This window comes from Mesorhizobium sp. RCAM 05104, from assembly GCF_059683645.1.
Genome location: NZ_CM185033.1, coordinates 4,222,284 through 4,247,496 on the forward strand (window position 1 = coordinate 4,222,284; position 25,213 = coordinate 4,247,496).

Below are 25,213 nucleotides of genomic sequence, written 5' to 3' on the forward strand. Positions count from 1 at the left end.
CGCCCCATTGCCGCGCAAGATTGCGCCAACAAGCGAGCCCTCCAAACATGGTTGATGGTTCGTTAACGAAGCCGCAGATAGAGTCGACACCGAATGTCTGAAGGCTGGAAATCGAGAACGGGCTCATGGCGCGCGCGCTGCGGCATCGCGGCGGCGGCGCTTGTCCTGTCGTTCCATGCTGCGCGGGCCGAGAACACGCTCGACATGGCTCCCGATCCGGACCAGAGCCGGGCCGAATACGAACGGGTTTCGAAAGAGATCACGCTGTCGTCGGAGCGGCTGGCCAAGCTCTCCGCCGACATCGCGACGATCAAGAAGGACCACGCCTCGATCACCGCCGCGCTGATCCAGTCGGCAATGACCGAGCAGAAGCTTGGCCAGGACATCGAGGATATCGGCGCCAGGCTGGAAGGACTGAAGAGCCAGGAACAGAAGATCCGCGCCTCGCTGGTGGCGCGGCGCGACGTCCTGGCCGAGGTGCTGGGCGCGCTGCAGCGCATGGGGCTCAACCCGCCGCCGGCGATCCTGGTCAAGCCGGAGGACGCGCTGTCGTCGGTGCGCAGCGCCATCCTGCTCGGCGCCGTGGTGCCGGAGCTGCGCCAGCAGACGGATATCCTGCTGGCCGATCTCAAGGAGCAGTCGCGGGTAACGGCCTCGATCGAGGCCGAACGAGCGCGGCTGACGGCGGCGGTCGGCGACCAGGCGGCGGAAAAGAAGCGGCTGGGCATGCTGCTGGAAGCCAAGCAGAAGCTCGAAGCCGACACGCAAACGGAAATGGCGGCTGAAAAGCAGCGATCCGAGGCGCTCGCCGCCAGGGCCGGCAGCCTGAAGGAGCTGATCGCCTCGCTCGAAGCGCAGGCCGACAAGACCCGCAAGGCGGCGGACGCCGCCAAGGCGGCCGAGCAGAAGACCGCGGACGCCGACAAGACATCGGCGCCGGCGGAGCTGGCATCTCTGCCTGTTCCGGAAAGCAATCAACTTGCCGCGGCGGCACCCTTTTCAGCACTTCAGGGACAGATCGCGCTGCCAGTGACCGGCCGCATCAAACGGCGATTCGGCAGCGATGACGGTAACGGCGCAGTGATGCTTGGCGACATGGTTGCGACACAATCGGGAGCCATCGTCACCGCACCGGCGGATGGAAATGTGCTTTATGCGGGGCCGTTTCGCTCTTATGGTCAACTCTTGATCCTGAACGCCGGCGACGGCTATCATGTCGTTTTGGCGGGGATGAGCAGAATCAGCGTCGCGACTGGCCAATCAGTGCTCGCAGGAGAGCCGGTCGGTGCGATGGGAGAAGCCCGGGTGGCGAGCACCTCGGTTTCGAAGAATGGAAATGCCACGCCGGAACTCTATGTCGAGTTCCGCAAGGATGGAAAACCCGTCGATCCGGCCCCATGGTGGGCGGACCGTTTTTCTGGAAGGACGTGAATAATGCGGAAATTGTCGCTTCTGTTTGCCGGTGCGCTGATGGGCGCGTCCGCCATGAGCCTTGTTTATGGCACGCCCGGCTCGGCGGCGAACGCTGCAGGGTCGGAGACCTACAAGCAACTGGCGATCTTCGGCGACATCTTCGAGCGCGTGCGGGCACAGTATGTGACACCGCCCGACGACAAGTCGCTGGTAGAGAACGCCATCAACGGCATGCTTGCCTCGCTTGACCCGCACTCCTCCTACATGAACGCCGAACAGGCGCAGGACATGCGCGTCCAGACCAAGGGCGAGTTTGGCGGCCTCGGCATCGAAGTCACCATGGAGAACGACCTGGTCAAGGTGATCACGCCGATCGACGATACGCCGGCCGCCAAGGCAGGCGTGCTCGCCGGCGACTATATCGCCAAGATCGATGGCGAAGAGGTTCGCGGCCTGACCCTCAATGACGCGGTCGAGAAGATGCGCGGCCTGGTCAACACGCCGATCAAGCTCACCATCCTGCGCCAGGGCGCCGACAAGCCGATCGAACTGACGGTCGTGCGCGACATCATCAAGGTCAAGGCGGTCAAGTTCCGGGTCGAGAACGATATCGGCTACATGAAGATCACCTCGTTCACCGAAAAGACCTATGACGACCTCGAGAACGCCATCGACACCATCAAGAAGCAGGTGCCGAACGACAAGCTCAAGGGCTATGTGCTCGACCTGCGCCTCAATCCGGGTGGTCTGCTCGACCAGGCGGTGAGCGTGTCCGATGCCTTCCTCAATCGTGGCGAGATCGTCTCGACGCGCGGCCGCGATCCGAAGGACGTCACCCGCTTCGACGCCAAGCCAAAGCAGGTTGACGACATCAACGGCAAGCCGATGATCGTTCTCGTCAATGGCGGCTCGGCCAGTGCGTCGGAAATCGTCGCTGGCGCGTTGCAGGATCTGCGCCGCGTCACGGTGGTCGGCACGCAGTCCTTTGGCAAGGGTTCGGTGCAGACCATCATCCCGCTCGGCGAGAATGGTGCGCTGCGGCTGACGACGGCGCTCTATTACACGCCGTCCGGCAAATCGATCCAAGGCAAGGGCATCACGCCCGACATCAAGGTCGACCAGCCGCTGCCGCCTGAACTGCAGGGCAGGGACCTGACGCGCGGCGAATCCGACCTCAAGGGCCACATCAAGGGCGCCGACGAGAGCTCGACCGGCTCGGGCTCGGCGGCCTATGTGCCGCCGGATCCGAAGGACGACCTGCAGCTCATCTATGCCGAGCAGCTGCTGCGCGGCCAGAAGACCGACCCGGCCTTCCCGCCCAATCCGGAAAAGGCCGTGCTCAACCAGTAACGGTCCAGAGCGGCGCACGCGCCGCTCTATCTTTTTGTTTGAGCATCGGATTTTCCCAAAACCTTTTGGATCCGATGCTCCCGGGCCGGGGCAATCAGCTCTGGCCGCATGAACGAAGCGATGCGATGCTGCCGGGACCGAAAGGTCCCGGCAGTTTGATTCGGGGAACAGGGCGCCTCGTGGTACGGCGCCAGGGCGTGCCGACATTGATGAATGCGCACATGTCTTTTTCGAAAGGTTCCCTTTTCGGGATCATGCGCCCGGGGATATGGCTTGGCTGACATAGGCAAGGACATCGAACGCCCGCTCGGACAGACCGTCCGGTCGCCGCGCGCCGCCGGCAAGGTGAGCTCAGGCGCGGTCATGGCGTCCGTTGTCGTGCTCGCGGTGGTCGGCGTGTCCGGTGCGATCGCGCTCAGGGAAAAGCCGTTTCGAAAGCCGCAAGAGGTTGCCGTTTCGACACCGAAAGTGACCGCGGCCGCCGAACCCGCCGCAGCGCCGGCCGCGTTGGCCCCGGTCGCCGCGCCAAAGGCGGAGACGCCAACAAAGACGGGCGGGCCGCAGATCATTCATGTGCAGACGGAAGAGGGCGATGGCCCGCCCAAGGCGTCCATCGTCATCCACGATCCGTCGACCATCGGCCAGAATCTGAAGATCGCACATATTCCAGACAAGGCGCTGATCGAAGCCAGCGACAGCGGGCCGTTGCCGGTGCGCGCCGCCGATGGCCGGCGGCCGTTCGACGTCTATGCGCGGCCCTGGTCCGGCGCGCGCGGCGCACGCGTGGCGATCGTCATCGGCGGGCTCGCGGTTTCGCAGACCGGCACCCAGGCGGCCATCGCCAGGCTGCCGGCGGAGGTGACCCTGGCCTTCGCGCCGCAAGGCAACAGCATCGGCCGCTGGATGCAGGCGGCGCGGCAGAGCGGTCACGAGATCGTCATGCAGGTGCCGCTCGAACCGTTCGATTATCCGAACGTCAACCCGGGCCGCAACACGCTGACGGTGGCGGCAAGCGCGGACGAGAATCTGAAGAACCTGCACTGGGCGCTGTCGCGAACGACAAACTATACCGGCGTCATGAACTACATGGGCGCGCGCTTTTCCGCCGACCCGGCGGCGATGGAGCCGTTCATGGCCGAGCTCGGCAAACGCGGGCTCGCCTATATCGATGATGGTTCGTCGGCGCGCAGCCTCGCACCGGACCTGGCGCTGAAGGACGGCGTGCCCTTCGTCTCCGGCGACACGGCGATTGATGCCGTCCAGGATCGTGGCGCCATCCTGAAGAAACTCGACGGGCTGGAAGCCACCGCGCGTGCCAAAGGCTTTGCCGTCGGCATCGGCTCGGCCTTCGACCTGACGGTCGACACGGTGTCGTCTTGGGTGGTCGAAGCCAAGAAACGCGGCATCGAGATCGTGCCGATTTCGGCGGTGGCGATCGATCCGCAAAAAGGCTAGCCACGGCCCGGTCGCAAGACGGTTGGAAAGACTGACTGATGCCAAAGAAGAAAAAAACTGATCGCGAAACGCTGCCCTACCGTCCCTGTGTCGGGCTGATGATCCTCAATGCCGATGGCCTGGTCTGGGTCGGGCATCGCATTGCCGAACCGGACAGCGAGTTTGCCGGCACGACGCAGCTCTGGCAGATGCCGCAGGGCGGCATCGACAAGGGCGAGGAGCCGTTGCAGGCGGCGGAGCGCGAGCTTTATGAGGAGACCGGCATGCGCAGCGTCTCGCTGCTGGCCGAGGCGCCCGGCTGGATCAACTACGATTTGCCGGATGAGCTCGTCGGCGTTGCCTACAAGGGGCGGTATCGCGGCCAAACGCAGAAATGGTTCGCCTACCGCTTCCACGGCGATGTCAGCGAGATCCAGATCAATCCACCGCCGGGCAACCACACCGCCGAATTCGACAAATGGTCATGGCGGCCGATGCGCGATCTTCCCGACCTGATCGTGCCGTTCAAGCGTCATGTCTATGAAGAGGTGGTGGCGGCGTTCCGGCATCTGGTGCGATAGCCGGACGATCGGCGGCGGTTGAAACGGCCGCAGTTGCCGCGCCGATCCGAGGGCCCTATTGATGTCTATCCGCCACTAAAGCGCGTCGCGCCGATACGGATTCATGCGCCGTGCTTTAGCCTCTGTTTGCATGCATGTCGTCGTCCCAAAACCGAAGCCACTTTTGGCCGACATGCATTAGAAGGGTCGCCATGAACGACGCCCCCCGCAAGTCGCCGTCCGAGGACGTCACCGCCACAAGCAAAGCGGCGGCTGGGGCCGTCCTCACCATCGACCTTGGCGCGATCCGTGAAAACTACCGGCGACTGAAAGCGCTGCTGGGCGGCGTGCGCTGCGCCGGCGTGGTAAAGGCCGACGGGTACGGGCTTGGCGCGAGCCAGGTGGCGGCGGCGCTGCTGCGTGAAGGTTGCGAGATCTTCTTCGTCGCGCTTCTGGGCGAGGGTATCGCCCTGCGCCGCTCGCTAGGGCCGGGTCCTGCCATTTTCGTGTTGAACGGCGTTCCGCGCGGTGCCGAGCCGGATGCCGCGGCGGCCGACCTTTCCGCCGTGGTCAACAGCCTTGCGCAACTGGGCGCCTGGCGCGAGACGGCCAGCCATGCCGGCCGGAAGCTGCCGGCGGCAATCCAGGTCGACAGCGGCATGTCGCGGCTTGGCATGCCGCCACGGGATGTCGAGCGCATCGCTCTCGATCCGCGCGCCTTTGACGGCATCGACATCCGCTTCGTGATGAGCCATCTGGCCTGCGCCGACGAGCCGGAGCATCCGGCCAATGAGCGGCAGCGACTGGCGTTCGAGCGGCTGCGCATGATGCTGCCGAAGGCGCCGGCCTCGCTCACCAATTCGTCCGGCATTTTTCTCGGGCAGCGCTTTCACTACGATCTCGCCCGGCCTGGCGCGGCGCTCTACGGCATCAATCCGACGCCGGCCAGGCCGAACCCAATGCTGCCGGTGGTGCGGCTGGAGGCCAAGGTCGTCCAGACACGGATGCTGGAGGCCGGCGTTGGTGTCGGCTACGGCCACACGTACAAAACGACCGCTCCTCTCGCCGCTGCGACAATCTCGCTTGGCTATGCCGATGGCTGGCATCGACGCGCGGCGTCCGCGGCCTGGTTCGAAGGCGTGCGGTTGCCCTTCCTCGGGCGGGTGTCGATGGATTCGATCATTCTCGACATATCCGCCTTGCCGCCCGGCAAGCTGCGCGATGGCGACCTCGTCGAGCTGCTCGGCCCCTCGCAAAGTGTGGATGACGCGGCCGGCCATGCCGGTACCATCGGCTATGAAATCCTGACCAGCCTCGGCCCGCGCTTTCATCGGGACTATGTCGGCGGTTGAGCGCTTTGGCCGCGCTTGACAAGCGGACGCCTGTCGGCAAGGTTCGGGGCATGAGCAACCTCGCCCATATCAGAACCTTGTTCAGGGTCTGCCCGATCGCGGGATCGTAGCCCCGGCGCGGCCGCCTTTTGGCGTCCGTCCGAACCGGGGCATCTCTACCTGACATCACCATCCTCAAGCCAGACGGCCTCGCGGCTGTCGGCTTTTCATCAAGCCGCCATCGGCATGGCGGCAAGCGCGCATCTGTTCGATGCGCCAATCCATGAGGTTTGCCATGCAACATGCAACAGGACCGCGCCCACAGAGCCAGCTGCTGGTCAGCGATGCCGACCATGACAGGCTGACGGGCCTGGCGAGGGCGTATCTCGATCGCGCGCCCGAGACGGCCGAAGACCTGCTTTCGGAAATGGATCGGGCCGTCGTCACGGACGCCGCGGCCATGCCGGCCGACGTGGTGCGAATGGGCTCCACGGTGACAATCAGCGGCGAAGGCGGAAACACGCAGCGCATCACGCTGGTCTATCCGGGTGAGGCCGACATCGCCGAAAGCAGGATCTCGGTGCTGACGCCGATGGGGACGGCGCTCATCGGTGCGACCGTCGGACAGGTGGTGTGCTGGAGCAGCCGTGGCGGCCGGGAACTGTCGGTGACCGTCGAATCTGTCGACATGCCCGCCTCCGGCCAGCAGCGGTCATGAGCGTGGAGGCGGCTATGACAAGCACGAATTGCCGTCTGACGAGGAAGGACTTCGCCGTCCTCGAAGTCATGCTGGAGCGCCGGCGGGCATTCGCGGATCCGATCGTGCACATGCTCGAGCACAAGCTTTCAACCGCCGATGTCGTCCCTACCGATTCGGTCGGACCCGATATCGTTACGCTGAACAGCAGAGTGGTGTTTCGTATCGATGCCGGACCTGCCGAGACGCGAACCCTGGTGCAAAACGAGGTTCGCGGACCGGTCGGCTCCAGCCTGTCGGTCGCAACGCGGCGCGGGCTCTGCATGCTCGGCATGGCTGTAGGCCAGACCATATCGATCGAACATCCCGACGGCAGGCGGGAGGCGATCCTGATCAAGGCCGTGCTTTACCAGCCGGAGGCCGCGCGGCGGGCAGTCCAGGAGAAATCCCGCGCCGAGATGAGGCGACCGCATAGGCTCACCCTTGTCTACAGCGCCGCGACCGACAGGCGGCCTCTTGGCGACAGAGCCGGAATGCGGCAGACAGAGGACGACGACCCCGGTCCCTCGGCGGCGTGAATGGGCAACGGCGCATGGTCTCGAAAATCGGCATCGATTTTCGCAAGGGATCATGCGCAAATCGGAAATGCGCCGCGTCCATCGGCGTCCTGAAGGACGTGGCGCGGCAAGGAGTGAATGATGAAGATCATGGTGCTGGGCAGTGGCGTGATCGGGGTGACCACGGCGTACTATCTCGCCGAGGCCGGCCACGAGGTGACGGTGATCGACCGCCAGAAAGGCCCGGCGCTGGAAACCAGCTTCGCCAATGCCGGCGAGATTTCGCCCGGTTATGCCTCGCCCTGGGCCGGGCCGGGCATTCCGCTGAAGGCGATCAAATGGCTGCTGATGAAGCATGGCCCGCTGGTGGTGCGGCCCGCCTTCGACCCGCATATGTGGACATGGCTGGTCAAGATGCTGCGCAACTGCACGGCCGAGCGCTATGCGATCAACAAATCGCGCATGGTGCCGCTGGCTGAGTACAGCCGCGACACGCTGAAGGCGCTGCGCGAAGCGACCGGCATCGCCTATGACGAGCGCACCCAGGGCACGCTGCAGCTGTTCCGCACGCAAAAGCAGCTCGATGGCACCGCCGGCGATGTCGAGGTGCTGAAGAAATATGGCGTGCCCTACGAGATCCTCGACCAGGACGGCTGCATCGGGGCGGAGCCGGCGCTGGCCGGGGTACGCGAGAAAATCGTCGGCGGCCTCAGGCTGCCGGGCGACGAGACCGGCGACTGCAAGATGTTCACCGACAGGCTGACCGAGCTTTGTGTGGCGCGCGGCGTCAAGTTCGAATACGACGTGACCATCTGGCGCGTCATCCGCAGCCGCAACCGCATCGCCAATCTCTCTACCAGCAAGGGCTGGAAAGCCGCCGACGCTTATGTGATGGCGTTGGGCAGTTACTCGGCGGCGTTCATGCGCCGGGTGAAGCGGCCGATCCCGGTCTATCCGGTCAAGGGCTATTCGATCACCGTGCCGATCCAGGACGCCGCCGCGGCACCGGTGTCGACGGTGATGGACGAGACCTACAAGGTGGCGATCACCCGGCTCGGCGACCGCATCCGCGTCGGCGGCACGGCAGAGATTTCCGGCTTCGACCTCAGGCTGCACGAATCGCGGCGGCGCACGCTGGAATACTCGGTCGGCGATCTCTTTCCGGGCGCCGGCGCCATGCGGGAGGCGACGTTCTGGTGCGGGCTGCGGCCAATGACGCCCGACGGCCCGCCGCTGATCGGCCGCACCGAGCTTTCCAACCTCTATCTCAACACCGGCCATGGCACGCTCGGCTGGACCATGGCCTGCGGCTCGGGCAAGGTGCTGGCCGACATCATCTCCAGCCGGGTACCGGACATCGATGTCCGCGCCCTGGCACAGGAGCGTTATCTGCGCTAGCGGGCGCGAGAGGTCAGAACGCCTGCTTGACCCAGTCCTCGTCGAACAGCAGGCGATAGGCCCACGGTATCGTCACCTTGGTGGCGACCGGGTTCGAGTGGGCGAGATAATCGTCATAGATGGGCTTCATCCTGGCGTAGAAGGCCGGGTCCAGGACCATCATGCCGTTCTCCGAGTCGTGGAAGAAGCTGCGGTTGTTGAGATTGACCGACGAGATGGCGACCAGCCGTTCGTCGATCATCATGATCTTGGAATGCAGCACGACATCGGGCGCCTTGAACTCGCGGATGTTGATGCGGTCGCCATATTCCTCGACGAACAGCTTGTTGAGCGCGGTGAGGAATTTGCCGCCGATATCGCCCTTGAGATCGATGCGGCCGATAATGTCGATCCTGACGCCACGGGCCAGGGCCCGGTCGAAGGCGAGGCCAAGTTTCGGCGTCAGGTTGAGGTAGGGATTGACGATCTGGATATGATGCTGGGCGGCGTCGACCAGTTCGACGAAGTAATCCTCCAGCGCATGGCCATCCTCGTAGGGCACGGAAATGAAGTGCCGCGCCGTGCCCGGCGGGCGGCGGCCATCGGAACGGACCGGAATGGAGAAGGGGCGCGCGATGTTGGTGTCGGCGTCGCGCAACCACAATGTCGACAGATGCGCCGCGAGCGTCTCGACCATGGCCTGGTCGGCGAACTCGATGTCGAAGTCGCTCCAGTTCGAATAGTAGTTCAGCGAAAACCCGTCGGTCTTGCCGTATTGCTGCAGGTCCGGATAGCGCGACAGATCGACCGGCTGGTGGAACAGGAAGCCGTCATGGATGTTGCGGCCGCCGATGATGACGCGCGAGCGGCCAGGGTCCTGCGCCAGCGTGGCCAGCATCTTGACATGGTGGGTCTTGTGCAATTGCGACAGCTGCTCGTCGATCGGCGCGCCCCGGTCCGCCCGCCAGCGATATTCCTGTAACTCGACATTGGGAAATTCGGCCGCCAGCCGATGCAGCAGGGCGTCGTCCTTGTCGCGCTCCAGCACGTCGGTGACCATGATGCGGACCTTGGTGCCAAGGGCGGCATGGTGGCGGATCAGCCGTTCCATGATGCGGCCGGAAAAGTCCGCCTTGAACTCCAGCGACGACAGATAGATCAGCTTGAGCCTTGGTGCCTTCGAGAAGTCGAGAGGCAGGTCCGGATCGCCCTTGTCGACGGCGCTGTCGGACAGCGGCGCTCCCATCAGCGCCTCGACCTTGGCATTGAAGCCGTCACGCGACTTGCGCAGCAGGCGCGGCTTGCCGATCGGCAAGCCGCAGGTCTGCGACAGCCAGCGGCTGGCATAGAAGGCACGGCTAAGAGGGTCGAGACGGGCGGCGTCGGGCGTCTGGCAGCGTTGGTAGCGACTGTCGAAGCCAGCGAGCGCCGGGTCGGCGACCTCTTCGCGCAGGATGGTGAGCGGAGTGCCGGTCGGGGCCAGGTTGGAGCGGACGCCGAGGCTGCAGCGGTTCAGGGTCTCGCTCGGGAACAGGCTGACTGTGTCGTCCTCGCCGGACAAGCGAAAGCGGAATACCGTGCCCATGGCGATGGTACGTGAACCGCCGCCGGCGCGGACCGCCAACGCGCCGTCGCATGTGCCCTCGATGTCGGCCGGTTGCGTGCCAGCCTGGCGCAGCACGATCTCGACGCTGCGCGCCTGCAAGCCTGAAAACTCGAAAATCTTAGGCGCCGAAGGCCGCGCCGCCGCGTCGATGTAGAGGGTCTGCCGCGACACCCGCCAGCGGCCGTCGAAATGGCCCTCGCCGCTGTCGCTGCCGGCTGGTGGCAGATGCGTTTCGGCAACCGGCCCGGCCAGTTGCCGCAGCGTCCGGTAGGTCGCCTGGAAGTCACTGTTGCGGATGTCATGGTAATCGTGATCGAAAGGACCGGTGCCATTGGCGCGATCCATGGCACCAACCTGGTTGTGGGCGAGCAGCGCCAGGAACCGCTTCTCGTAGTCGCTGGCGCCGGCATCGCCGAAGAATTGCGCGGCGGCGACCCGCGGTCCGGATGTGCCAGCCGACAGCGAAGGACGCGCGCAGGCTTGTTGGCCTTGCAGCACGTCGCAGGCATCGCGACCAGCGCTGGTGCAGCCGGCAAGCACCGTGAGCGCCAGGCCAAACAGGGCGAGGGCGATGGATGCTCGGCCGTTCACCCAGTCGCTCCGGCCTTCAGGGCGTTCAATTGCGCCGGGTCGCGCGGCGGCATGAAGCCTTGCGGGAAGACCTTGCAGACGGGAATGGCAAAGGTGGCGATCAGGAGATCCGCCTCGCCGCGCATTTTGCGCGGCGCCGTCTTGTCGTCGCGGATCGCTTTCGCCGAGGCGACAAGGGTGCCGTCGCAGTCGCAATGGTTGTGGCGGGCGATGTAGCAGGCGTCATGGGTCCGGCAAGCCGCATCAAGGCGGTCGACCGGCCGGGCCGACAGATCGCCGGTGCGGGTGCCGGGGCCGCAATAATTACCGATGACGAGAGGCGAGGGCCGGGCCATCGCAGCACGGATCGGCTTGGGCAGTTCGGCTTCCGGCACCTTCGTCCACGGATTGGCGCAAGCCGAGAAGAAGAGCAGCGGCAGGATGGCAAGATCGGCTCGCATGTCTATCCGGCAGCTTTCTGAATGTCCCCACCCCATGGCGCGAAATTCCACCGGGCGACCGGCAGAATTGCGCGCCCGGTGTCACAGTCATCGATTTTGTGGCGAGGAAAAGGCGGTATGTCTAAACGAACAAGTTTCGCTCGCGCTCGACCGCCTTGGTAATGAAGCTGGCGACGATCTGGACGCGGCGCAGCGGCCTGACCGATTCGTGGTAGACCAGCCAGTAGGCACGGCGGATGGGCGCCACGACGTCGACGGACAGCAGTTCCGGCATCGAGCGGGCGATGAAGGTGTGCAGGATGCCGATGCCGGCGCCTGAGCGCACCGCTTCGGCCTGGCCGAGCGCCGAGGAGATGGCAAAGCTGGTGCGCCAGTCGGCGCTGAACTCGGCGGCATAGTCGAGCGAGGGGCTGACGATGAGATCCGGCACATAGCCGATGAGGGTATGCTGGCCAAGCTCGGCGGCTGTCTTGGGCAAGCCGTGCGCTTGCGCATAGGCGCGCGAGGCAAACAGTCCGAGCGAGTAGTCGACCAGCTTTCCCGCCACCAGCCGGCCCTCCGTCGGCCGCTCGACGGTGATGGCGATGTCGGCCTCGCGGCGCGACAAGGAGAAGGAGCGCGGCACCGGCACGAGCTGGATCGTCAGTTCACGGTGCAGCGCGGTCAGCGCGCCGAGACGCTTGGCCAGGAAGGCGACGCCAAACCCGTCCGGGGCACCGATGCGCACCGTGCCGGAGACATCGTCGCCTTCGCCCGCGACGGTCGAGCGTGCGGCGATCATGTCGCCCTCCATACGCTCGGCAATGTCGAGAAAGCGCTCGCCGGCGGGCGTCAGTTCACTGCCGGTGGTCAGCCGGCGAAACAGCTTGGTCCTCAGCGCATCCTCGAGCGCGGCGATGCGGCGCGAGACGGTGGCGTGGTTGAGCTCCAGCCGCCTGGCGGCGCCAAGGATCTGGCCGGCGCGCGCCACCGCGAGGAAAATGCGGACGTCATCCCAGTTCATAGGGAAGGTCCCCGGGGGGTGAAGGAACTCAATCTCTCAATCCGTGCTGCAGAATTTACACCCCATCATTTGCGAGAATTGATGCTCCTCCGTCAACCGGTATCTATTTTCCGCACAACGGTTGCGTTCTGGCTCGCGTTGCCATTGGCCCCGCAAAGGCGGACAATGCGCCATCACAAACAAGGGAGAGAAATCATGATCGAATACGGTCATTTCATCGGCGGCAAGCATGTCGCCGGCACCAGCGGCCGCAAGCAGGATGTCATGCAGCCGATGGACGGCTCGGTGCGTGGCACGGTGGCGCTGGCTTCGCAAGCGGAACTGCGCGCGGCGGTCGAGAACGCCAAGGCGGCACAGCCCAAATGGGCGGCCACCAACCCGCAGCGCCGCGTGCGCGTGCTGATGAAGTTCCTCGAACTGGTCGCCCGCGACTATGACGAACTGGCCGATATACTGGCCCGCGAGCACGGCAAGACCATCGCCGACGCCAAGGGCGACATCCAGCGCGGCCTCGAAGTGGTCGAGGTCTGCATTGGCGCCCCGCACATGATGAAGGGTGAATTCACCGACGGCGCCGGCCCCGGCATCGACGTCTATTCGATGCGCCAGCCGCTCGGCGTCGTCGCCGGCATCACGCCGTTCAACTTCCCGGCGATGATCCCGTTGTGGAAGATCGCGCCGGCCATCGCCTGCGGCAATGCCTTCATCCTGAAGCCGTCGGAGCGTGACCCGGGCGTGCCGATGCGCATCGCCGAACTGTTCCTCGAAGCCGGCCTGCCTGCCGGCATCCTCAACGTCGTCAACGGCGACAAGGACGTCGTCGACGCGATCCTCGACGATCCCGACATCAAGGCCATCGGCTTCGTCGGCTCGACGCCGATCGCCCATTACATCTATTCGCGCGGCACCGCCGCCGGCAAGCGCGTGCAGTGCTTCGGCGGCGCCAAGAACCACATGATCATCATGCCCGACGCCGACATGGACCAGACCGTCGACGCGCTGATCGGCGCCGGCTACGGCTCGGCCGGCGAGCGCTGCATGGCGATCTCGGTGGCCGTCCCGGTCGGCAACGACACCGCCAACCGGCTGATGGAAAAGCTGATCCCGCGCGTCGAGAGCCTGAAGGTTGGCCCGTCGACCGATTCGTCCGCCGATTTCGGCCCGCTGGTGACGGCGCAGGCGCTTGAACGGGTCAAGGGCTATGTCGACACCGGGGTCAAGGAAGGCGCCAAGCTGGTCGTCGACGGCCGCGGCTTCTCCATGCAGGGCTACGAGGACGGCTACTACATGGGCGGCTGCCTGTTCGACAACGTGACATCAGACATGCGCATCTACAAGGAAGAGATCTTCGGACCAGTGCTCTCGGTGGTGCGGGCGCCGACCTATGAGAGCGCGATCAAGCTCGCCAACGACCACGAGATGGGCAATGGCGTTGCCATCTTCACCCGCGACGGTGACGCCGCGCGCGACTTCGCCTCACGGGTCCAGGTCGGCATGGTCGGCGTCAACGTGCCGATCCCGGTGCCGATCGCCTACTACACCTTCGGCGGCTGGAAGGCATCGTCCTTCGGCGACCTCAACCAGCACGGCCCGGACGCGTTCCGCTTCTACACCAAGACGAAGACGGTGACGTCGCGCTGGCCGTCCGGCATCAAGGATGGTGCCGAGTTCGTCATCCCGACGATGAACTGAGGTCTGACATCTACTTCCACCGAGTTGAGGGCGCGGCTTTGTCGCGCCCTTTCCTTTTGCATGGCACTACACGGTTGGAATCGTGCCACCGTCGATGACGTATTCGGCGCCGTGGATCGCCGAGGCGCGGTTCGAGACAAGGAAAGCCACCAGTTCGGCGACCTCGTGCGGCCATGCCGGCCGGCCGATCGGGATGCCGCCCAGCGCATCCATGATGCCCTGGCGGGCGGTTTCCTCGTCCGAACCGGAATGGGCAGCCAGCCGCTTCACCATCGCCTCCGACGCGGTGGTGTGGATCCAGCCCGGCGCCACGGAGTTGACCCGAATGCCTCTCGGACCGAGTTCCTTGGACAGCGCCTTGCTGTAGGTTGAGAGGGCTGCCTTCGCCGCGGCATAGGCGATGGTGGATTCATGCAGCGGCAGGCGGCGCTGGATCGACGATATGTGGACGATCGCGCCCGAGCCTTGCTCGATCATGTGCGGCACAAGCGTGCGGTCGAGCCGCACCGCGGCGAGCAGGTTGAGGCTGAGTTCCTCCTGCCATGTCTGCTCCGTCAGTCCGGCAAATCCGCCACCGGGGCTCTTCGAACCGCCGACGCTGTGCACGATGATGTCGATGCCGCCAAGCTGTTCCATGACACCCGCGGCCACTGTTTCGGTGCCCGCCAAGGTACTTACGTCGGCCTGCACGAACAGCGTCCGCGATGATGCTTCGGTCGCGGAGCGAGCGGTGGTGACAACCCTCGCACCCGCCGCCGAAAGCCTGTGCACGATGGCTTCGCCGGCGCCCTTGGTGCCACCAGTAACCAGAACGCGCTTGCCGGCAAATTCCTGATCGTCGACCGTGAATTTCCCGGGGACCGTCATGCGCCGATCTCCAGCCGCTTGATCCGATCATCGGCCAGCGTGAAGTTGTAGTGGAGCGTCGCCGGGCTGCCGGGGAAATTGCCCGAGACGATGCCGGCGATCCGCCATGCATCGCCATTGGGGGTCGCGTCGGCGACCTCGACCGTCACACGGTATTTGCGTGTCGTTGCCTCCATCCAGTCGCGGATGGCGCCTGACCCCTGATGTGTTTCGCCTTCGTCCCGGACCGTGGCGTCCGGCGAGAAGGGGATGAGCATGGCGTCGATGTCGTGCCTGTTTTTGGCGGCGAAATAGTCCGCCAGCGGCTGCGGAAGTTTTGCGGTCATGGTCCATTCTCCTGTTCGCATTCCGGCCGGTAACGCGAGGTCCGCGGCCCTTGTTCGACCCCTAAAATGCGGTATGCTGAAAAAATGACAAGAACCGACGAAAAAGTAAGGTACTTACCAGAAGGTAAGGTTGAGGCACTGACGCCCTTGTCCGCGGCGAGCGGCGTGGAGAATGTGCTGCGCATCCTCGAGGGCCGCTGGAAGCTGGTGATCCTGTTTCATCTGTTCGGCGGCAAGGTGCTACGCTTCTCCGATCTTGAACGGTCGATCCCGGCGATCTCGCAGAAGATGCTGATCCAGCAGTTGAGGCAGATGGAGGGCGACGGCATCGTGCGCCGCATCGTGCACCATCAGGTGCCACCGAAGGTCGAATACTGCCTGACCGACTGGGGGCAGGCGCTATGCCCGGCCCTCGACGCCCTGCTGAAATGGGCGGCACTTCGCGAACCTGCCGAAACCTGACGCGGATCGTCGCCTTGCGGCACGCCGCAAGGGCCGAAATGGCGCTTGTTTTCGAATCGGGACCCCACCATATCGAATCCAGGGAATGCGATAGAAATTCCCAGACGACAGACCGGAAACCAGAAGGAGTGACGTGATGAAGACGTCGGATCCGGCCTGGAACGCTCCGGCATACTGAGGCTGCCCATGTGCCTCCCTTGCCGGACGGTGAAGGCGAAGGAGGTGCCCAATGGCCACACATTTTCGTTTCGATGGATCAGGATAGCCGCGATCGGCGCCGCGCTGGCGCTGCCGACGCTGCCCGCGCAGGCGCAATTCGTCTGCGGCGGCCACAGTGATCTTGTCGCGGGACTGGCGCAGGCCTTTCAACAAAGGCAGATCGGCTACGGTGTGGTCGGGCCAACTGCGATTGTCGAGGTCTATGTCTCGGCAAGTGGGACATGGTCGATGCTGGTAACCGACGTGCAGGGCCGGAGCTGCATCTTCGCGACCGATGACGGATGGGAAAATACCGTCACCGCAACGACACAAGGGATCTGAACCGACCGGTCAGCGCGTTGCAGCCACCTCGGCATGGCCGCGCAGCAGCGCCATCAGGCGCTTGGCATCCTTGGCGGCTGCCTCCTCGTCGCCGTCGAGGATCGAGCGGATCAACGCGACGTGGTGTTCGGCGGATTCGGCAAGGCCAGTGTCGGCCTTGTAGCGGAACCAGAAGCGGCGGCTGTGGGTCTGCAGAGGGGCGGCCAGCCGGGCGGCGAACGGGTTGTCGGCAGCCAGCGCCAGCGCCTCGTCGAGCGCCTTGTCGGCCTGGATGAAGGCAAGCACATTACCCGAGATCACCGCCTTCTGCATGGCAAGGGCGGCTTCATGAAACAGGTCGGCGGCTTCGCGGGTGACGAAGCGGGCGGCCGAACGGGCCAGAACCACCTCAACGCCGCGGCGCGCGTCGAGCACGCGCAGCCAGTCGCCGGGATGGAGCGGCGCTATCGCGATGCCGGCGCGCGGCCGCACGTCAAGCAGACCTTCCCAGGCCAGTCGCTGGATCGCCTCGCGCACCGGCGTGCGGCCAAGCGCCAGCCTCTCGATCAGGGTGCCCTCGGTGACAAAGCTCGCTGGGGCCAGCTCCAGCGTGACGATCATGTGCTCCAGCACACGGTAGGCTTTGGCCGCTGCCGGCTCGGATGCGATGCTTGCTTCCATGGATATCAAACGCGCTCTCTTGATATATTTTAGATATATCACAGGAGAATCCGCATTGACAGGCGGTTTCTTAACAGATATACGGCTGATATATCAGATGGAGCAATGACCATGTGGACCGGAGTTTTCCCCGCCGTTACGACCAAATTCACCGCGGACGACCGCCTCGACCATGCCGAGATGGAGCGCTGCTTTGGCCTGCAGATGGAGGCCGGCTGCGACGGCATCATCGTCTGCGGATCGCTTGGCGAGGGGCCGATGCTTTCCCATGACGAGAAGATCGAGGTTCTGAAGACCGCGCAGAAGGTCGCCGGCAAGAAGCCGGTGCTGCTGACGGTCAACGAGGCCGGCACGCGTGAAGCCGCCAGCATCGCCCGGCGCGCCGCCAAAGAGGGCGCCAACGGCCTGATGGTGGTGCCGAGCCCGATCTACCACACCAATGCGGAAGAGACGGTGGCAGCGCTGCGCGCCGTCGCCGAGGCCGGCGACCTGCCCGTCATGATCTACTCCAACCGGCTCGCCTACCGCGTCGACGTCACCGTCGACCAGATGGAGGAGCTGGCATCGGACAAGCGCTTCGTCGCCATCAAGGAGTCCTCCGACGACATCCGCCGCTCGACCGAGATCATCAATCGCCTCGGCAGTCGCTATGATCTGTTCACCGGCGTCGATAATCTCGCCTTCGAGGCTTTGTCGGTCGGCGCCATCGGCTGGGTGGCCGGGCTGGTCACCGCCTTCCCGCGCGAAACCGTCGCCGTCTACCAGCTGATGCAGCAGGGCCGTCGCGAGGAGGCTCTCGCCATCTACCGCTGGTTCCGGCCGCTGCTCGATCTCGACGTCTCGACCTATCTGGTGCAGAACATCAAGCTTGCCGAAGTGTTCGCCATTCAAACCAACGATCGCGTGCGCATGCCGCGCCTGCCGCTGTCGGGCGAGCGCCGCAAGGCGGTCGAAAAGATCATCAAGGACGCGCTCGCGGTGCGGCCGACGCTGCCGAAGTTTTGAGAGTCCTAGCGTTCGCATAGGGTTCATTCATATGCTCCCTCACCACAAGATGGGTGGCCGCACGTGAGCAGCGAAAGCGGCACCCAACTCGACGTCGCCATCATCGGTGGCGGCATCATCGGCATCTGCGCCGCCGTCTTCCTCACCGAGGCGGGGCGCAAGGTCACCATCTTCGATCGGACGGGCATCTGCGAGGAGACGAGCTCCGGCAACGCCGCTGCCTTTGCCTTTTCCGACGTGCTGCCGCTGGCGCACAAGGGCATGATCCGGCAGCTGCCGAAATGGCTGGCCGATCCGCTCGGACCACTCAGCATCCCGCCAGCCTATCTGCCCAGGCTTCTGCCCTGGCTGATCCGCTTCTGGCGCGCCGGTGCGCCGGAAAAATACGAGGCGGGCCTCGCCGCTCAGGCGGGCATGATGAAGCTCGCCGAGGCGGAATGGATGGGCCTGCTCGATCGCTCCGGCACGCGGCCGATGCTGCGCGAGGACGGCTCGCTCGAACTCTACGAAAGCGAAGCCGAATTCCGCGCCTCGCTGCCGGGCTGGGCGGCGCGCGCGCGTTTCGGCATCGACTTTCGCCATGTCGAGGGCGACGACCTTGCGACCCTGCAGCCGGGGCTTTCGCCGCGCTTCGTCAAGGGCACCTTCGTGCCGGGGTGGAAGACGGTCGCCGATCCGAAACTGCTCGGCAAGGCGGTGTGGGCCTATGCGCAGGCTAAGGGCGCCCGCTTTGAAATGGCCCGCATCGACCGCGTCGCGGCGAACCACGACGGCGCCGCGCTGACACTGGCGGATGGCACGACCCGGCAAGCCAGCCACCTCGTCGTCGCCGCCGGCGCATGGTCGCATCTGCTGGCGAGGCAGCTCGGTGATCGCATTCCGCTCGAAACCGAACGCGGCTACAACACGACGCTGCCGAAGGGAGCCTTCGACGTGAAGCGGCAGCTGATCTTCTCCGGACATGGCTTCGTCATCACACCGCTTGAAACGGGCCTGCGTGTCGGCGGCGCCGTCGAACTGGGCGGCATAGAGCGGCCGCCCAACTATGCCCGCTCGAAGGCGCTGCTGCAGAAGGCGCAGAAGTTCCTGCCGGGGCTCGATCCGGCTGGCGGGCGCGAATGGATGGGGTTCCGTCCCTCGCTGCCGGATTCGGTACCCGTCGTAGGTCGTGCGCCAGGAGGCCGGTCGGTGGTCTATGCCTTCGGTCATGGCCATCTCGGCCTGACCCAGGCGGCGGCCACCGGGCGGTTGATCCGCGAACTCGTCCTGGGGCAGACTCCGGCGATCGATCTAGCCCCCTTCAGTCCGCTACGGTTTTGATTTTTTCGAGGAGCGTCATGGCCAAGAAATCCTTCTTCTGCGTAGACGGCCACACCTGCGGCAATCCGGTGCGGCTGGTGGCCGGCGGTGGCCCGCTGCTGCAGGGGTCGACGATGATGGAGCGACGGGCGCATTTCCTGGCCGAATATGACTGGATCCGCACCGGGCTGATGTTCGAGCCGCGTGGCCATGACGTGATGTCCGGCTCGATCCTCTATCCCCCGACGCGCGACGATTGCGACATCGCCATCCTGTTCATCGAAACCTCGGGCTGCCTGCCGATGTGCGGCCACGGCACCATCGGCACGGTGACGATGGCCATCGAGCACGGTCTGATCAAGCCGAAGACACCGGGCGTGCTCAGGCTCGACACGCCGGCCGGTCTGGTGATCGCTGAATACAAGCAGGTCGGCGACTATGTCGAGGAGGTGCGCATCACCAACGTGCCGTCCTTCCTCCATGCCGAAGGGCTGACGGTCGAATGCCCGCAACTTGGTGAGATCACGGTCGACGTCGCCTATGGCGGTAATTTCTACGCCATTGTCGAGCCGCAGAAGAACTATCGCGACATGGCCGACTATTCGGCGGGCGACTTCATCGCCTGGAGCCCGGTGGTGAGGCAGCGGCTCAACGAAAAGTATTCCTTCGTGCATCCCGAAAACCCCGGCATCAACCGGCTGTCGCATATGCTGTGGACCGGGAAGCCCACGGTGGAGGGAGCCGACGCACGCAATGCCGTCTTTTACGGCGACAAGGCGATCGACCGCTCACCTTGCGGCACCGGCACCTCGGCGCGCATGGCGCAGCTTCACGCCAAGGGCAAGCTCAAGGCCGGCGACAGCTTTGTCCATGAATCGATCATCGGTTCGCTGTTCAAGGGCAAGGTCGAAAAGGACGCCACCGTTGCCGGCAAACCGGCCATCATTCCCTCGATCGGCGGCTGGGCGCGGATGACCGGACTGAACACCATCTTCATCGACGACCGCGATCCGTTCGCGCATGGTTTTGTGGTCAAGTAAAGGGAATCCTGACCCAACGGAAAACAGTGCAGCGAAAAAACAGATCGTGTCAGGAACGCAACGATTCCTCTCATCACCTAATTTTGACGGCAATTTCTTCGAAACGGAGCGCATGATGCGGTCGAATCGTCAAAGACATTGCGTTAGGCCAATGCTAGGGTCCGCGATAGTCCAGGGGCCGGATGGGAAAAAAGGGCAATCGGATGGGCGTGCCGCCAAAACACGCATGACGGTTGAAAAATCACGTTGCAATCCGGGCTCGAAACTTTACGACTAGGGGAAATACGAAAAGGAATGCGTCTGCATGGGCGACATTCCAGGGGAGCCATGTACACATGCAGTACTTTGTCCAGCAGCTTATCAATGGGCTGACGCTGGGATCGATCTATGGGCTGATCGCAATCGGCTACACGATGGTCTACGGCATCATCGGCATGATCAATTTCGCCCATGGCGATATCTTCATGGTCGGCGCCTTCACCGCCCTCATCGTTTTCCTCATCCTCGGCGCGTTGTTCTATTCGGTGCCGATCGTCGTCGCGCTGCTGATCATGATGGTCGTCGCGATGCTGCTCACCAGCCTCTACAACTGGACGATCGAAAAGGTGGCCTACCGGCCGCTGCGCGGGTCGTTCCGGCTGGCGCCGCTGATCACCGCCATCGGCATGTCGATCGCGCTGTCCAACTTCGTCCAGGTAACGCAGGGCCCGCGCAACAAGCCGGTCCCGCCGATGGTGTCCAAGGTCTACGAGATCGCTGGCGTCAGCGTGTCGCTGAAGCAGATCATCATCGTCGTGGTCACCGCCATCCTGCTGGCGATCTTCTGGTACCTGGTCAACAAGACCGCACTCGGTCGAGCGCAACGGGCCTGTGAACAGGACCGCAAGATGGCGGCGCTGCTCGGCATTGACGTCGACCGCACCATCTCGATCACCTTCATCATGGGCGCCGCGCTGGCCGCCGTCGCCGGCACGCTGTTCCTGATGTACTACGGCGTGGTGGTGTTTTCCGACGGCTTCACGCCGGGTGTCAAAGCGTTCACCGCGGCCGTTCTCGGCGGCATCGGTTCGCTGCCGGGCGCCGTGCTCGGCGGGCTCCTGATCGGCTTCATCGAGAGCATGTGGTCGGCCTATTTCTCGATCGACTACAAGGACGTCGCCGCCTTCTCCATCCTGGCGATCGTGCTGATCTTCCTGCCTTCCGGCATTCTGGGCCGGCCAGAAGTCGAAAAGGTCTGAGATCATGGCGGTTACCGTTACTCCGGAGCGCGACGTCGTCGCCACGCCCATTCAACGCGCCCTTCGCGAGGCGTTCTATGCCGGCGCCATTTCGCTTGGCCTGTTCGTGCTGTTCATCGGCCTGAAGACCGATCAGAACATTTCGAACGAGCTGATCCTGGTGCAGCGCTGGGGTCTGCTTGCCGCGGTGGTCATCCTCACCGCCGTCGGCCGTTTCCTCTATGTCGGCTTCGCGCAGCCCGCGATGGAGCGGGCGAAGGCGGAAAAGGCTCAGGCTCCCGCCGCCGCCGCGACGGCGCCCGGCTTCCTGCGCCGGAACTTCAACAAGATCGGCGTCGCCGTGCTTTTGGTGTATCCGATCGTGATCGTTCTGCTGGTCGGCTTTCAAGGCTCGTTGAAATGGGTCGACAATTTCGGCATCCAGATCCTGATCTATGTGATGCTGGCCTGGGGCCTGAACATCGTCATCGGCCTCGCCGGCCTGCTTGACCTCGGCTACGTCGCGTTCTACGCGGTCGGCGCCTACGCCTATGCGCTGCTCGGCACGCATTTCGGACTGTCGTTCTGGATCCTGCTGCCGGCCGCCGGCATGATGGCCGCGTTCTGGGGGGTGATGCTCGGCTTTCCGGTGCTGCGCCTGCGCGGTGACTACCTCGCGATCGTCACACTGGCTTTCGGCGAGATCATCCGCCTGGTGCTGATCAACTGGCGCGAGGTGACCAACGGCTCGGCCGGCATTTCCGGCATCCCCAAGGTCACCTTCTTCGGCCTGATGTCGTTCAACGTCTCGGACCCGAACTACATCGCCAAGGTGCTCGGCATCGCCCAGTCGGGCGCCTACTACAAGATCTTCCTTTATTACCTGATCCTGGGGCTCTGCTTCCTCACCGCGTTCGTCACGATCAGGCTGCGCCGCCTGCCTGTCGGGCGCGCCTGGGAGGCCCTGCGCGAGGACGAGATCGCCTGCCGCTCGCTCGGCATCAACACCACCACAACCAAGCTCACCGCCTTTGCCACAGGCGCCATGTTCGGCGGCTTTGCCGGCTCGTTCTTTGCCGCACGGCAAGGTTTCGTCAGCCCGGAATCCTTCGTCTTCCTGGAATCGGCGATCATTCTTGCCATCGTCGTGCTGGGCGGCATGGGCTCGCTGGGCGGCATCGCCGTCGCGGCGCTGGTGATGATCGGCGGCACCGAAATCCTGCGCGAGCTGGACTTCCTCAAGGCGATATTCGGCCCTGATTTCACCCCGGAGCTTTATCGCATGCTGTTGTTCGGCATAGCCATGGTCGTGGTCATGCTGTGGAAGCCGCGTGGCTTCGTCGGCAGCCGCGAGCCGACAGCCTTCCTCAAGGAGCGAAGGGCCGTATCGGGCTCCTTCACCAAGGAGGGACACGGCTGATGAATACGAACCCGATTCAGAAGGCCAACCCGGGCATGAACGATGCCATCCTGCAGGTCGAGCATCTGTCGATGAAGTTCGGCGGCCTAGTCGCCATTGGCGACCTGTCCTTCCAGGCCCGACGCGGCGAGATCACCGCCTTGATCGGGCCGAACGGCGCCGGCAAGACCACTGTGTTCAACTGCATCACCGGCTTCTACAAACCGTCTGAAGGCATGATCACGCTCAACCGGGCCGACGGTTCGACCTTCATGCTCGAGCGTTTGCCAAACCATGAGATTCCGGCGCGCGCCAAGGTGGCGCGCACGTTCCAGAACATCCGCCTGTTCTCGGGCATGACGCTGCTCGAGAACCTGCTGGTCGCCCAGCACAACAAGCTGATGAAGGCGTCGGGCTATACGCTGCTCGGCCTGTTCGGCTTCCCGAGTTATCGCAAGGCATCCGCCGAATCGATCGATCTGGCCAGGCATTGGCTGGAGAAGGCCAATCTCGTCGATCGTGCCGACGATCCCGCCGGCGACCTGCCCTATGGCGCGCAGCGGCGCCTGGAGATTGCGCGTGCCATGTGCACCGGGCCAGAACTCCTCTGCCTCGACGAGCCGGCCGCCGGTCTCAACCCGAAGGAATCGGCAGCACTCAACGAGCTGCTGATGGACATCAAGAACAACACCGGCACCTCGATCTTGCTGATCGAGCACGACATGTCGGTTGTCATGCAAATCTCCGACCATGTCGTGGTGCTCGAATATGGCCGCAAGATCTCCGACGGCAGTCCGCAATCGGTGCGGACCGATCCGCGCGTCATCGCCGCCTATCTCGGCGTCGACGACGAGGAGGTCGAGACGGTGCTGACCGAGGTCGGCGACGAAGATGTCATCGAACAGCTGGATACCGGCCCCGACTCCGCGCACGGCCCCGGCACCTCGGCCTCATATCTCGCCGGACCGGTGAGCGACACGATCGGCCACAGCGAGGGCGAACGCGTCACGGTGTCGAAGGGCGCTTCCAAGGCGGCGCAGATCGACGCGCGCGCGGCGAGCGTTGCCAGCAGACCCGCTGCTGCAAAGTCCGCTTCGCCGGCAAAACCGGCTGCGGCAAAGCCGGCGGCGAAGAAAGCGGCCGCCAAGGCGCCCGCGGCGAAGGCGGAAGGCATTTCGAACCGCCTCGCCGCCCCTCGGGCGGGCAAGGCCGACAATCTGACCCGCATCAAGGGCATCGGCACGGTCAACGAAAAGAAGCTCAACGACCACGGCATTTTCCACTTCGACCAGATCGGCGCCTGGAAGAAGGCCGATGTCGAGGCCGCTGAAGCCTATCTCGCCTTTGACGGACGCATTGCACGTGAGGAATGGGTCAAGCAGGCCAAGCTTCTCAGCCAGGGCAAGGGCACGGAATTCTCGCGCCGCGTCGATGCGGGCAAGGTGGCGACCAGCCATGCTTCCGGAAAGACCGCCAGTGCAGCTTCCGAGAAGACCGCAAGCGCGGCTTCGGGAAAGACTGCTAGTGCAGCTTCCGGGAAGACCGCTGGCGCGGCTTCCGGAAAGGCCGCGGCCAAGCCTGTCGCGGGCAAGCGCGGAGGACGCAAATAATGGCCGGCGCAACATTGCTCGATATCAAGGGCGTCCAGACCTATTACGGCAACATACGGGCGCTGAACGGCGTCGACGTCACCGTCAACGAAGGTGAGATCGTCGCGCTGATCGGTGCCAACGGCGCCGGCAAGTCGACGCTGATGATGACCATTTTTGGCGCCCCACGCGCTCGCGCGGGCACCATCACCTTCGCCGGCACCGACATCACCCAGATGCCGACGCACGAGATCGCGCGCATGCGCATCGCCCAGTCACCCGAGGGCCGGCGCATCTTCCCGCGCATGACGGTGATGGAAAACCTGCAGATGGGCGCCAGCCTCGACAACCTCAAGCACTATGACGAGGACGTCGAGAAGGTGTTCACGCTGTTTCCACGGCTCAAGGAGCGCATCGCCCAGCGCGGCGGCACGCTGTCCGGCGGCGAGCAGCAGATGCTGTCGATCGGACGCGCGCTGATGGCGCGGCCGAAGCTGCTTTTGCTCGACGAGCCGTCGCTGGGTCTGGCGCCACTGATCGTCAAGCAGATCTTCGATGCCATCCGCGAACTGAACCGCACGCAGGGTCTGACTGTGTTCCTGGTCGAGCAGAACGCCTTCGGCGCGCTCAAGCTCGCCACGCGCGCCTATGTCATGGTCAACGGCAACGTGACGATGAGCGGCACCGGCAAGGAACTGCTCGCCAATCCGGAAGTGCGCGCCGCCTATCTCGAAGGCGGACATCACTGAGCCTAGGAG

At 64.4% G+C, this 25,213-nt stretch carries 24 protein-coding genes; 18 read left to right on the forward strand and 6 right to left on the reverse strand.

Annotation, left to right across the window (positions count from 1 at the left end; translation table 11 throughout):
* Positions 1 to 93: 93 nt before the first annotated feature.
* The 8 genes from AC56QP_RS20640 (at position 94) to AC56QP_RS20675 (ending at position 8,740) form a co-directional block, all read left to right on the forward strand.
* Complete coding sequence (locus AC56QP_RS20640) at positions 94 to 1,431, forward strand: murein hydrolase activator EnvC family protein (RefSeq protein ID WP_489858292.1); 1,338 nt, start codon at positions 94 to 96, stop codon at positions 1,429 to 1,431.
* Positions 1,432 to 2,763 carry a S41 family peptidase gene (locus tag AC56QP_RS20645; RefSeq protein WP_167365099.1) on the forward strand — a complete coding sequence of 444 codons (1,332 nt, stop codon included), beginning with the start codon at positions 1,432 to 1,434 and terminating at the stop codon, positions 2,761 to 2,763.
* 273 nt (positions 2,764 to 3,036) lie between these two features.
* Positions 3,037 to 4,218 (forward strand): divergent polysaccharide deacetylase family protein, encoded by a 1,182-nt coding sequence (locus tag AC56QP_RS20650; RefSeq protein WP_489858291.1) that lies wholly within the window; start codon positions 3,037 to 3,039, stop codon positions 4,216 to 4,218.
* Between the two features lie 38 nt (positions 4,219 to 4,256).
* The gene (locus AC56QP_RS20655; protein WP_489858290.1) at positions 4,257 to 4,778 is read left to right on the forward strand and encodes an RNA pyrophosphohydrolase; all 522 of its coding nucleotides are present in this window, start codon (positions 4,257 to 4,259) and stop codon (positions 4,776 to 4,778) included.
* A 191-nt stretch (positions 4,779 to 4,969) separates the two neighbouring features.
* Complete coding sequence (gene alr / locus AC56QP_RS20660) at positions 4,970 to 6,109, forward strand: alanine racemase (protein WP_489858289.1); 1,140 nt, start codon at positions 4,970 to 4,972, stop codon at positions 6,107 to 6,109.
* Positions 6,110 to 6,383: 274 nt separating this feature from the next.
* Positions 6,384 to 6,806 (forward strand): nucleoside diphosphate kinase regulator, encoded by a 423-nt coding sequence (gene rnk, locus AC56QP_RS20665; RefSeq protein WP_489858288.1) that lies wholly within the window; start codon positions 6,384 to 6,386, stop codon positions 6,804 to 6,806.
* Positions 6,807 to 6,820: 14 nt separating this feature from the next.
* On the forward strand, positions 6,821 to 7,363 hold the full coding sequence (locus AC56QP_RS20670; RefSeq protein ID WP_489858287.1) for a GreA/GreB family elongation factor: 543 nt from the start codon (positions 6,821 to 6,823) through the stop codon (positions 7,361 to 7,363).
* 120 nt (positions 7,364 to 7,483) lie between these two features.
* Positions 7,484 to 8,740, forward strand: a complete 1,257-nt coding sequence (locus AC56QP_RS20675; RefSeq protein ID WP_489863553.1) for a D-amino acid dehydrogenase — start codon at positions 7,484 to 7,486, stop codon at positions 8,738 to 8,740.
* A gap of 13 nt (positions 8,741 to 8,753) precedes the next feature.
* Here AC56QP_RS20675 and AC56QP_RS20680 read toward each other — a convergent pair whose 3' ends face one another.
* From AC56QP_RS20680 to AC56QP_RS20690, 3 genes are all read right to left on the reverse strand, one after another.
* The gene (locus tag AC56QP_RS20680; protein ID WP_489858286.1) at positions 8,754 to 10,916 is read right to left on the reverse strand and encodes a phospholipase D-like domain-containing protein; all 2,163 of its coding nucleotides are present in this window, start codon (positions 10,914 to 10,916) and stop codon (positions 8,754 to 8,756) included.
* Positions 10,913 to 11,356, reverse strand: coding sequence for a phospholipase A2 family protein (locus tag AC56QP_RS20685; protein WP_489858285.1), 444 nt, complete (start codon positions 11,354 to 11,356; stop codon positions 10,913 to 10,915). The genes AC56QP_RS20680 and AC56QP_RS20685 overlap by 4 nt, the downstream gene beginning before the upstream one ends.
* A 121-nt stretch (positions 11,357 to 11,477) precedes the next feature.
* Positions 11,478 to 12,359: a LysR family transcriptional regulator gene (locus AC56QP_RS20690; protein ID WP_489858284.1), complete on the reverse strand. Its 882-nt coding sequence runs from the start codon at positions 12,357 to 12,359 to the stop codon at positions 11,478 to 11,480.
* 195 nt (positions 12,360 to 12,554) lie between these two features.
* On the opposite strand from AC56QP_RS20690, the gene AC56QP_RS20695 reads away from it, so the two are divergent.
* Positions 12,555 to 14,051, forward strand: coding sequence for a CoA-acylating methylmalonate-semialdehyde dehydrogenase (locus AC56QP_RS20695; protein ID WP_489858283.1), 1,497 nt, complete (start codon positions 12,555 to 12,557; stop codon positions 14,049 to 14,051).
* Positions 14,052 to 14,117: 66 nt separating this feature from the next.
* On the opposite strand, the gene AC56QP_RS20700 is transcribed toward AC56QP_RS20695, so the two are convergent.
* The gene (locus AC56QP_RS20700; RefSeq protein WP_489858282.1) at positions 14,118 to 14,918 is read right to left on the reverse strand and encodes an SDR family oxidoreductase; all 801 of its coding nucleotides are present in this window, start codon (positions 14,916 to 14,918) and stop codon (positions 14,118 to 14,120) included.
* Positions 14,915 to 15,244 carry a nuclear transport factor 2 family protein gene (locus AC56QP_RS20705; RefSeq protein ID WP_489858281.1) on the reverse strand — a complete coding sequence of 110 codons (330 nt, stop codon included), beginning with the start codon at positions 15,242 to 15,244 and terminating at the stop codon, positions 14,915 to 14,917. The genes AC56QP_RS20700 and AC56QP_RS20705 overlap by 4 nt, the downstream gene beginning before the upstream one ends.
* 138 nt (positions 15,245 to 15,382) lie before the next feature.
* Between AC56QP_RS20705 and AC56QP_RS20710 the strand changes: the two genes are divergently transcribed.
* The gene (locus AC56QP_RS20710) at positions 15,383 to 15,706 is read left to right on the forward strand and encodes a winged helix-turn-helix transcriptional regulator (RefSeq protein ID WP_489863552.1); all 324 of its coding nucleotides are present in this window, start codon (positions 15,383 to 15,385) and stop codon (positions 15,704 to 15,706) included.
* 186 nt (positions 15,707 to 15,892) lie between these two features.
* A complete protein-coding gene (locus AC56QP_RS20715; RefSeq protein ID WP_489858280.1) occupies positions 15,893 to 16,246 on the forward strand; it encodes a hypothetical protein in 354 nt (117 codons plus the stop codon).
* A 9-nt stretch (positions 16,247 to 16,255) separates the two neighbouring features.
* Here AC56QP_RS20715 and AC56QP_RS20720 read toward each other — a convergent pair whose 3' ends face one another.
* The gene (locus tag AC56QP_RS20720) at positions 16,256 to 16,906 is read right to left on the reverse strand and encodes a GntR family transcriptional regulator (protein ID WP_167365090.1); all 651 of its coding nucleotides are present in this window, start codon (positions 16,904 to 16,906) and stop codon (positions 16,256 to 16,258) included.
* Between the two features lie 111 nt (positions 16,907 to 17,017).
* On the opposite strand from AC56QP_RS20720, the gene AC56QP_RS20725 reads away from it, so the two are divergent.
* The 7 genes from AC56QP_RS20725 (at position 17,018) to AC56QP_RS20755 (ending at position 25,204) form a co-directional block, all read left to right on the forward strand.
* Entirely contained in the window at positions 17,018 to 17,911 is an 894-nt protein-coding gene (locus AC56QP_RS20725) for a dihydrodipicolinate synthase family protein (protein ID WP_489858279.1), read from the forward strand.
* A gap of 63 nt (positions 17,912 to 17,974) precedes the next feature.
* Positions 17,975 to 19,231 (forward strand): NAD(P)/FAD-dependent oxidoreductase, encoded by a 1,257-nt coding sequence (locus AC56QP_RS20730; RefSeq protein ID WP_489858278.1) that lies wholly within the window; start codon positions 17,975 to 17,977, stop codon positions 19,229 to 19,231.
* Positions 19,232 to 19,248: 17 nt separating this feature from the next.
* On the forward strand, positions 19,249 to 20,250 hold the full coding sequence (locus tag AC56QP_RS20735) for a 4-hydroxyproline epimerase (protein ID WP_489858277.1): 1,002 nt from the start codon (positions 19,249 to 19,251) through the stop codon (positions 20,248 to 20,250).
* A 335-nt stretch (positions 20,251 to 20,585) separates the two neighbouring features.
* Entirely contained in the window at positions 20,586 to 21,488 is a 903-nt protein-coding gene (locus AC56QP_RS20740) for a branched-chain amino acid ABC transporter permease (RefSeq protein ID WP_489858276.1), read from the forward strand.
* 4 nt (positions 21,489 to 21,492) lie between these two features.
* Positions 21,493 to 22,887 (forward strand): high-affinity branched-chain amino acid ABC transporter permease LivM, encoded by a 1,395-nt coding sequence (gene livM, locus AC56QP_RS20745; protein WP_489858275.1) that lies wholly within the window; start codon positions 21,493 to 21,495, stop codon positions 22,885 to 22,887.
* Positions 22,887 to 24,476: an ATP-binding cassette domain-containing protein gene (locus AC56QP_RS20750; protein ID WP_489858274.1), complete on the forward strand. Its 1,590-nt coding sequence runs from the start codon at positions 22,887 to 22,889 to the stop codon at positions 24,474 to 24,476. Before livM ends, AC56QP_RS20750 begins: the two co-directional genes overlap by 1 nt.
* Positions 24,476 to 25,204: an ABC transporter ATP-binding protein gene (locus tag AC56QP_RS20755; protein WP_269907580.1), complete on the forward strand. Its 729-nt coding sequence runs from the start codon at positions 24,476 to 24,478 to the stop codon at positions 25,202 to 25,204. Before AC56QP_RS20750 ends, AC56QP_RS20755 begins: the two co-directional genes overlap by 1 nt.
* Positions 25,205 to 25,213: the final 9 nt, after the last annotated feature.

Bases quoted from the DNA above. Each gene is read 5' to 3' on its own strand.
- AC56QP_RS20640 (WP_489858292.1), top strand. From the start codon at position 94: ATGTCTGAAGGCTGGAAATCGAGAACGGGCTCATGGCGCGCGCGCTGC.
- AC56QP_RS20655 (WP_489858290.1), top strand. From the start codon at position 4,257: ATGCCAAAGAAGAAAAAAACTGATCGCGAAACGCTGCCCTACCGTCCC.
- alr (WP_489858289.1), top strand. From the start codon at position 4,970: ATGAACGACGCCCCCCGCAAGTCGCCGTCCGAGGACGTCACCGCCACA.
- rnk (WP_489858288.1), top strand. From the start codon at position 6,384: ATGCAACATGCAACAGGACCGCGCCCACAGAGCCAGCTGCTGGTCAGC.
- AC56QP_RS20670 (WP_489858287.1), top strand. From the start codon at position 6,821: ATGACAAGCACGAATTGCCGTCTGACGAGGAAGGACTTCGCCGTCCTC.
- AC56QP_RS20675 (WP_489863553.1), top strand. From the start codon at position 7,484: ATGAAGATCATGGTGCTGGGCAGTGGCGTGATCGGGGTGACCACGGCG.
- AC56QP_RS20685 (WP_489858285.1), bottom strand. From the start codon at position 11,356: ATGCGAGCCGATCTTGCCATCCTGCCGCTGCTCTTCTTCTCGGCTTGC.
- AC56QP_RS20690 (WP_489858284.1), bottom strand. From the start codon at position 12,359: ATGAACTGGGATGACGTCCGCATTTTCCTCGCGGTGGCGCGCGCCGGC.
- AC56QP_RS20695 (WP_489858283.1), top strand. From the start codon at position 12,555: ATGATCGAATACGGTCATTTCATCGGCGGCAAGCATGTCGCCGGCACC.
- AC56QP_RS20700 (WP_489858282.1), bottom strand. From the start codon at position 14,918: ATGACGGTCCCCGGGAAATTCACGGTCGACGATCAGGAATTTGCCGGC.
- AC56QP_RS20705 (WP_489858281.1), bottom strand. From the start codon at position 15,244: ATGACCGCAAAACTTCCGCAGCCGCTGGCGGACTATTTCGCCGCCAAA.
- AC56QP_RS20715 (WP_489858280.1), top strand. From the start codon at position 15,893: ATGTGCCTCCCTTGCCGGACGGTGAAGGCGAAGGAGGTGCCCAATGGC.
- AC56QP_RS20720 (WP_167365090.1), bottom strand. From the start codon at position 16,906: ATGGAAGCAAGCATCGCATCCGAGCCGGCAGCGGCCAAAGCCTACCGT.
- AC56QP_RS20725 (WP_489858279.1), top strand. From the start codon at position 17,018: ATGTGGACCGGAGTTTTCCCCGCCGTTACGACCAAATTCACCGCGGAC.
- AC56QP_RS20735 (WP_489858277.1), top strand. From the start codon at position 19,249: ATGGCCAAGAAATCCTTCTTCTGCGTAGACGGCCACACCTGCGGCAAT.
- AC56QP_RS20740 (WP_489858276.1), top strand. From the start codon at position 20,586: ATGCAGTACTTTGTCCAGCAGCTTATCAATGGGCTGACGCTGGGATCG.
- livM (WP_489858275.1), top strand. From the start codon at position 21,493: ATGGCGGTTACCGTTACTCCGGAGCGCGACGTCGTCGCCACGCCCATT.
- AC56QP_RS20750 (WP_489858274.1), top strand. From the start codon at position 22,887: ATGAATACGAACCCGATTCAGAAGGCCAACCCGGGCATGAACGATGCC.
- AC56QP_RS20755 (WP_269907580.1), top strand. From the start codon at position 24,476: ATGGCCGGCGCAACATTGCTCGATATCAAGGGCGTCCAGACCTATTAC.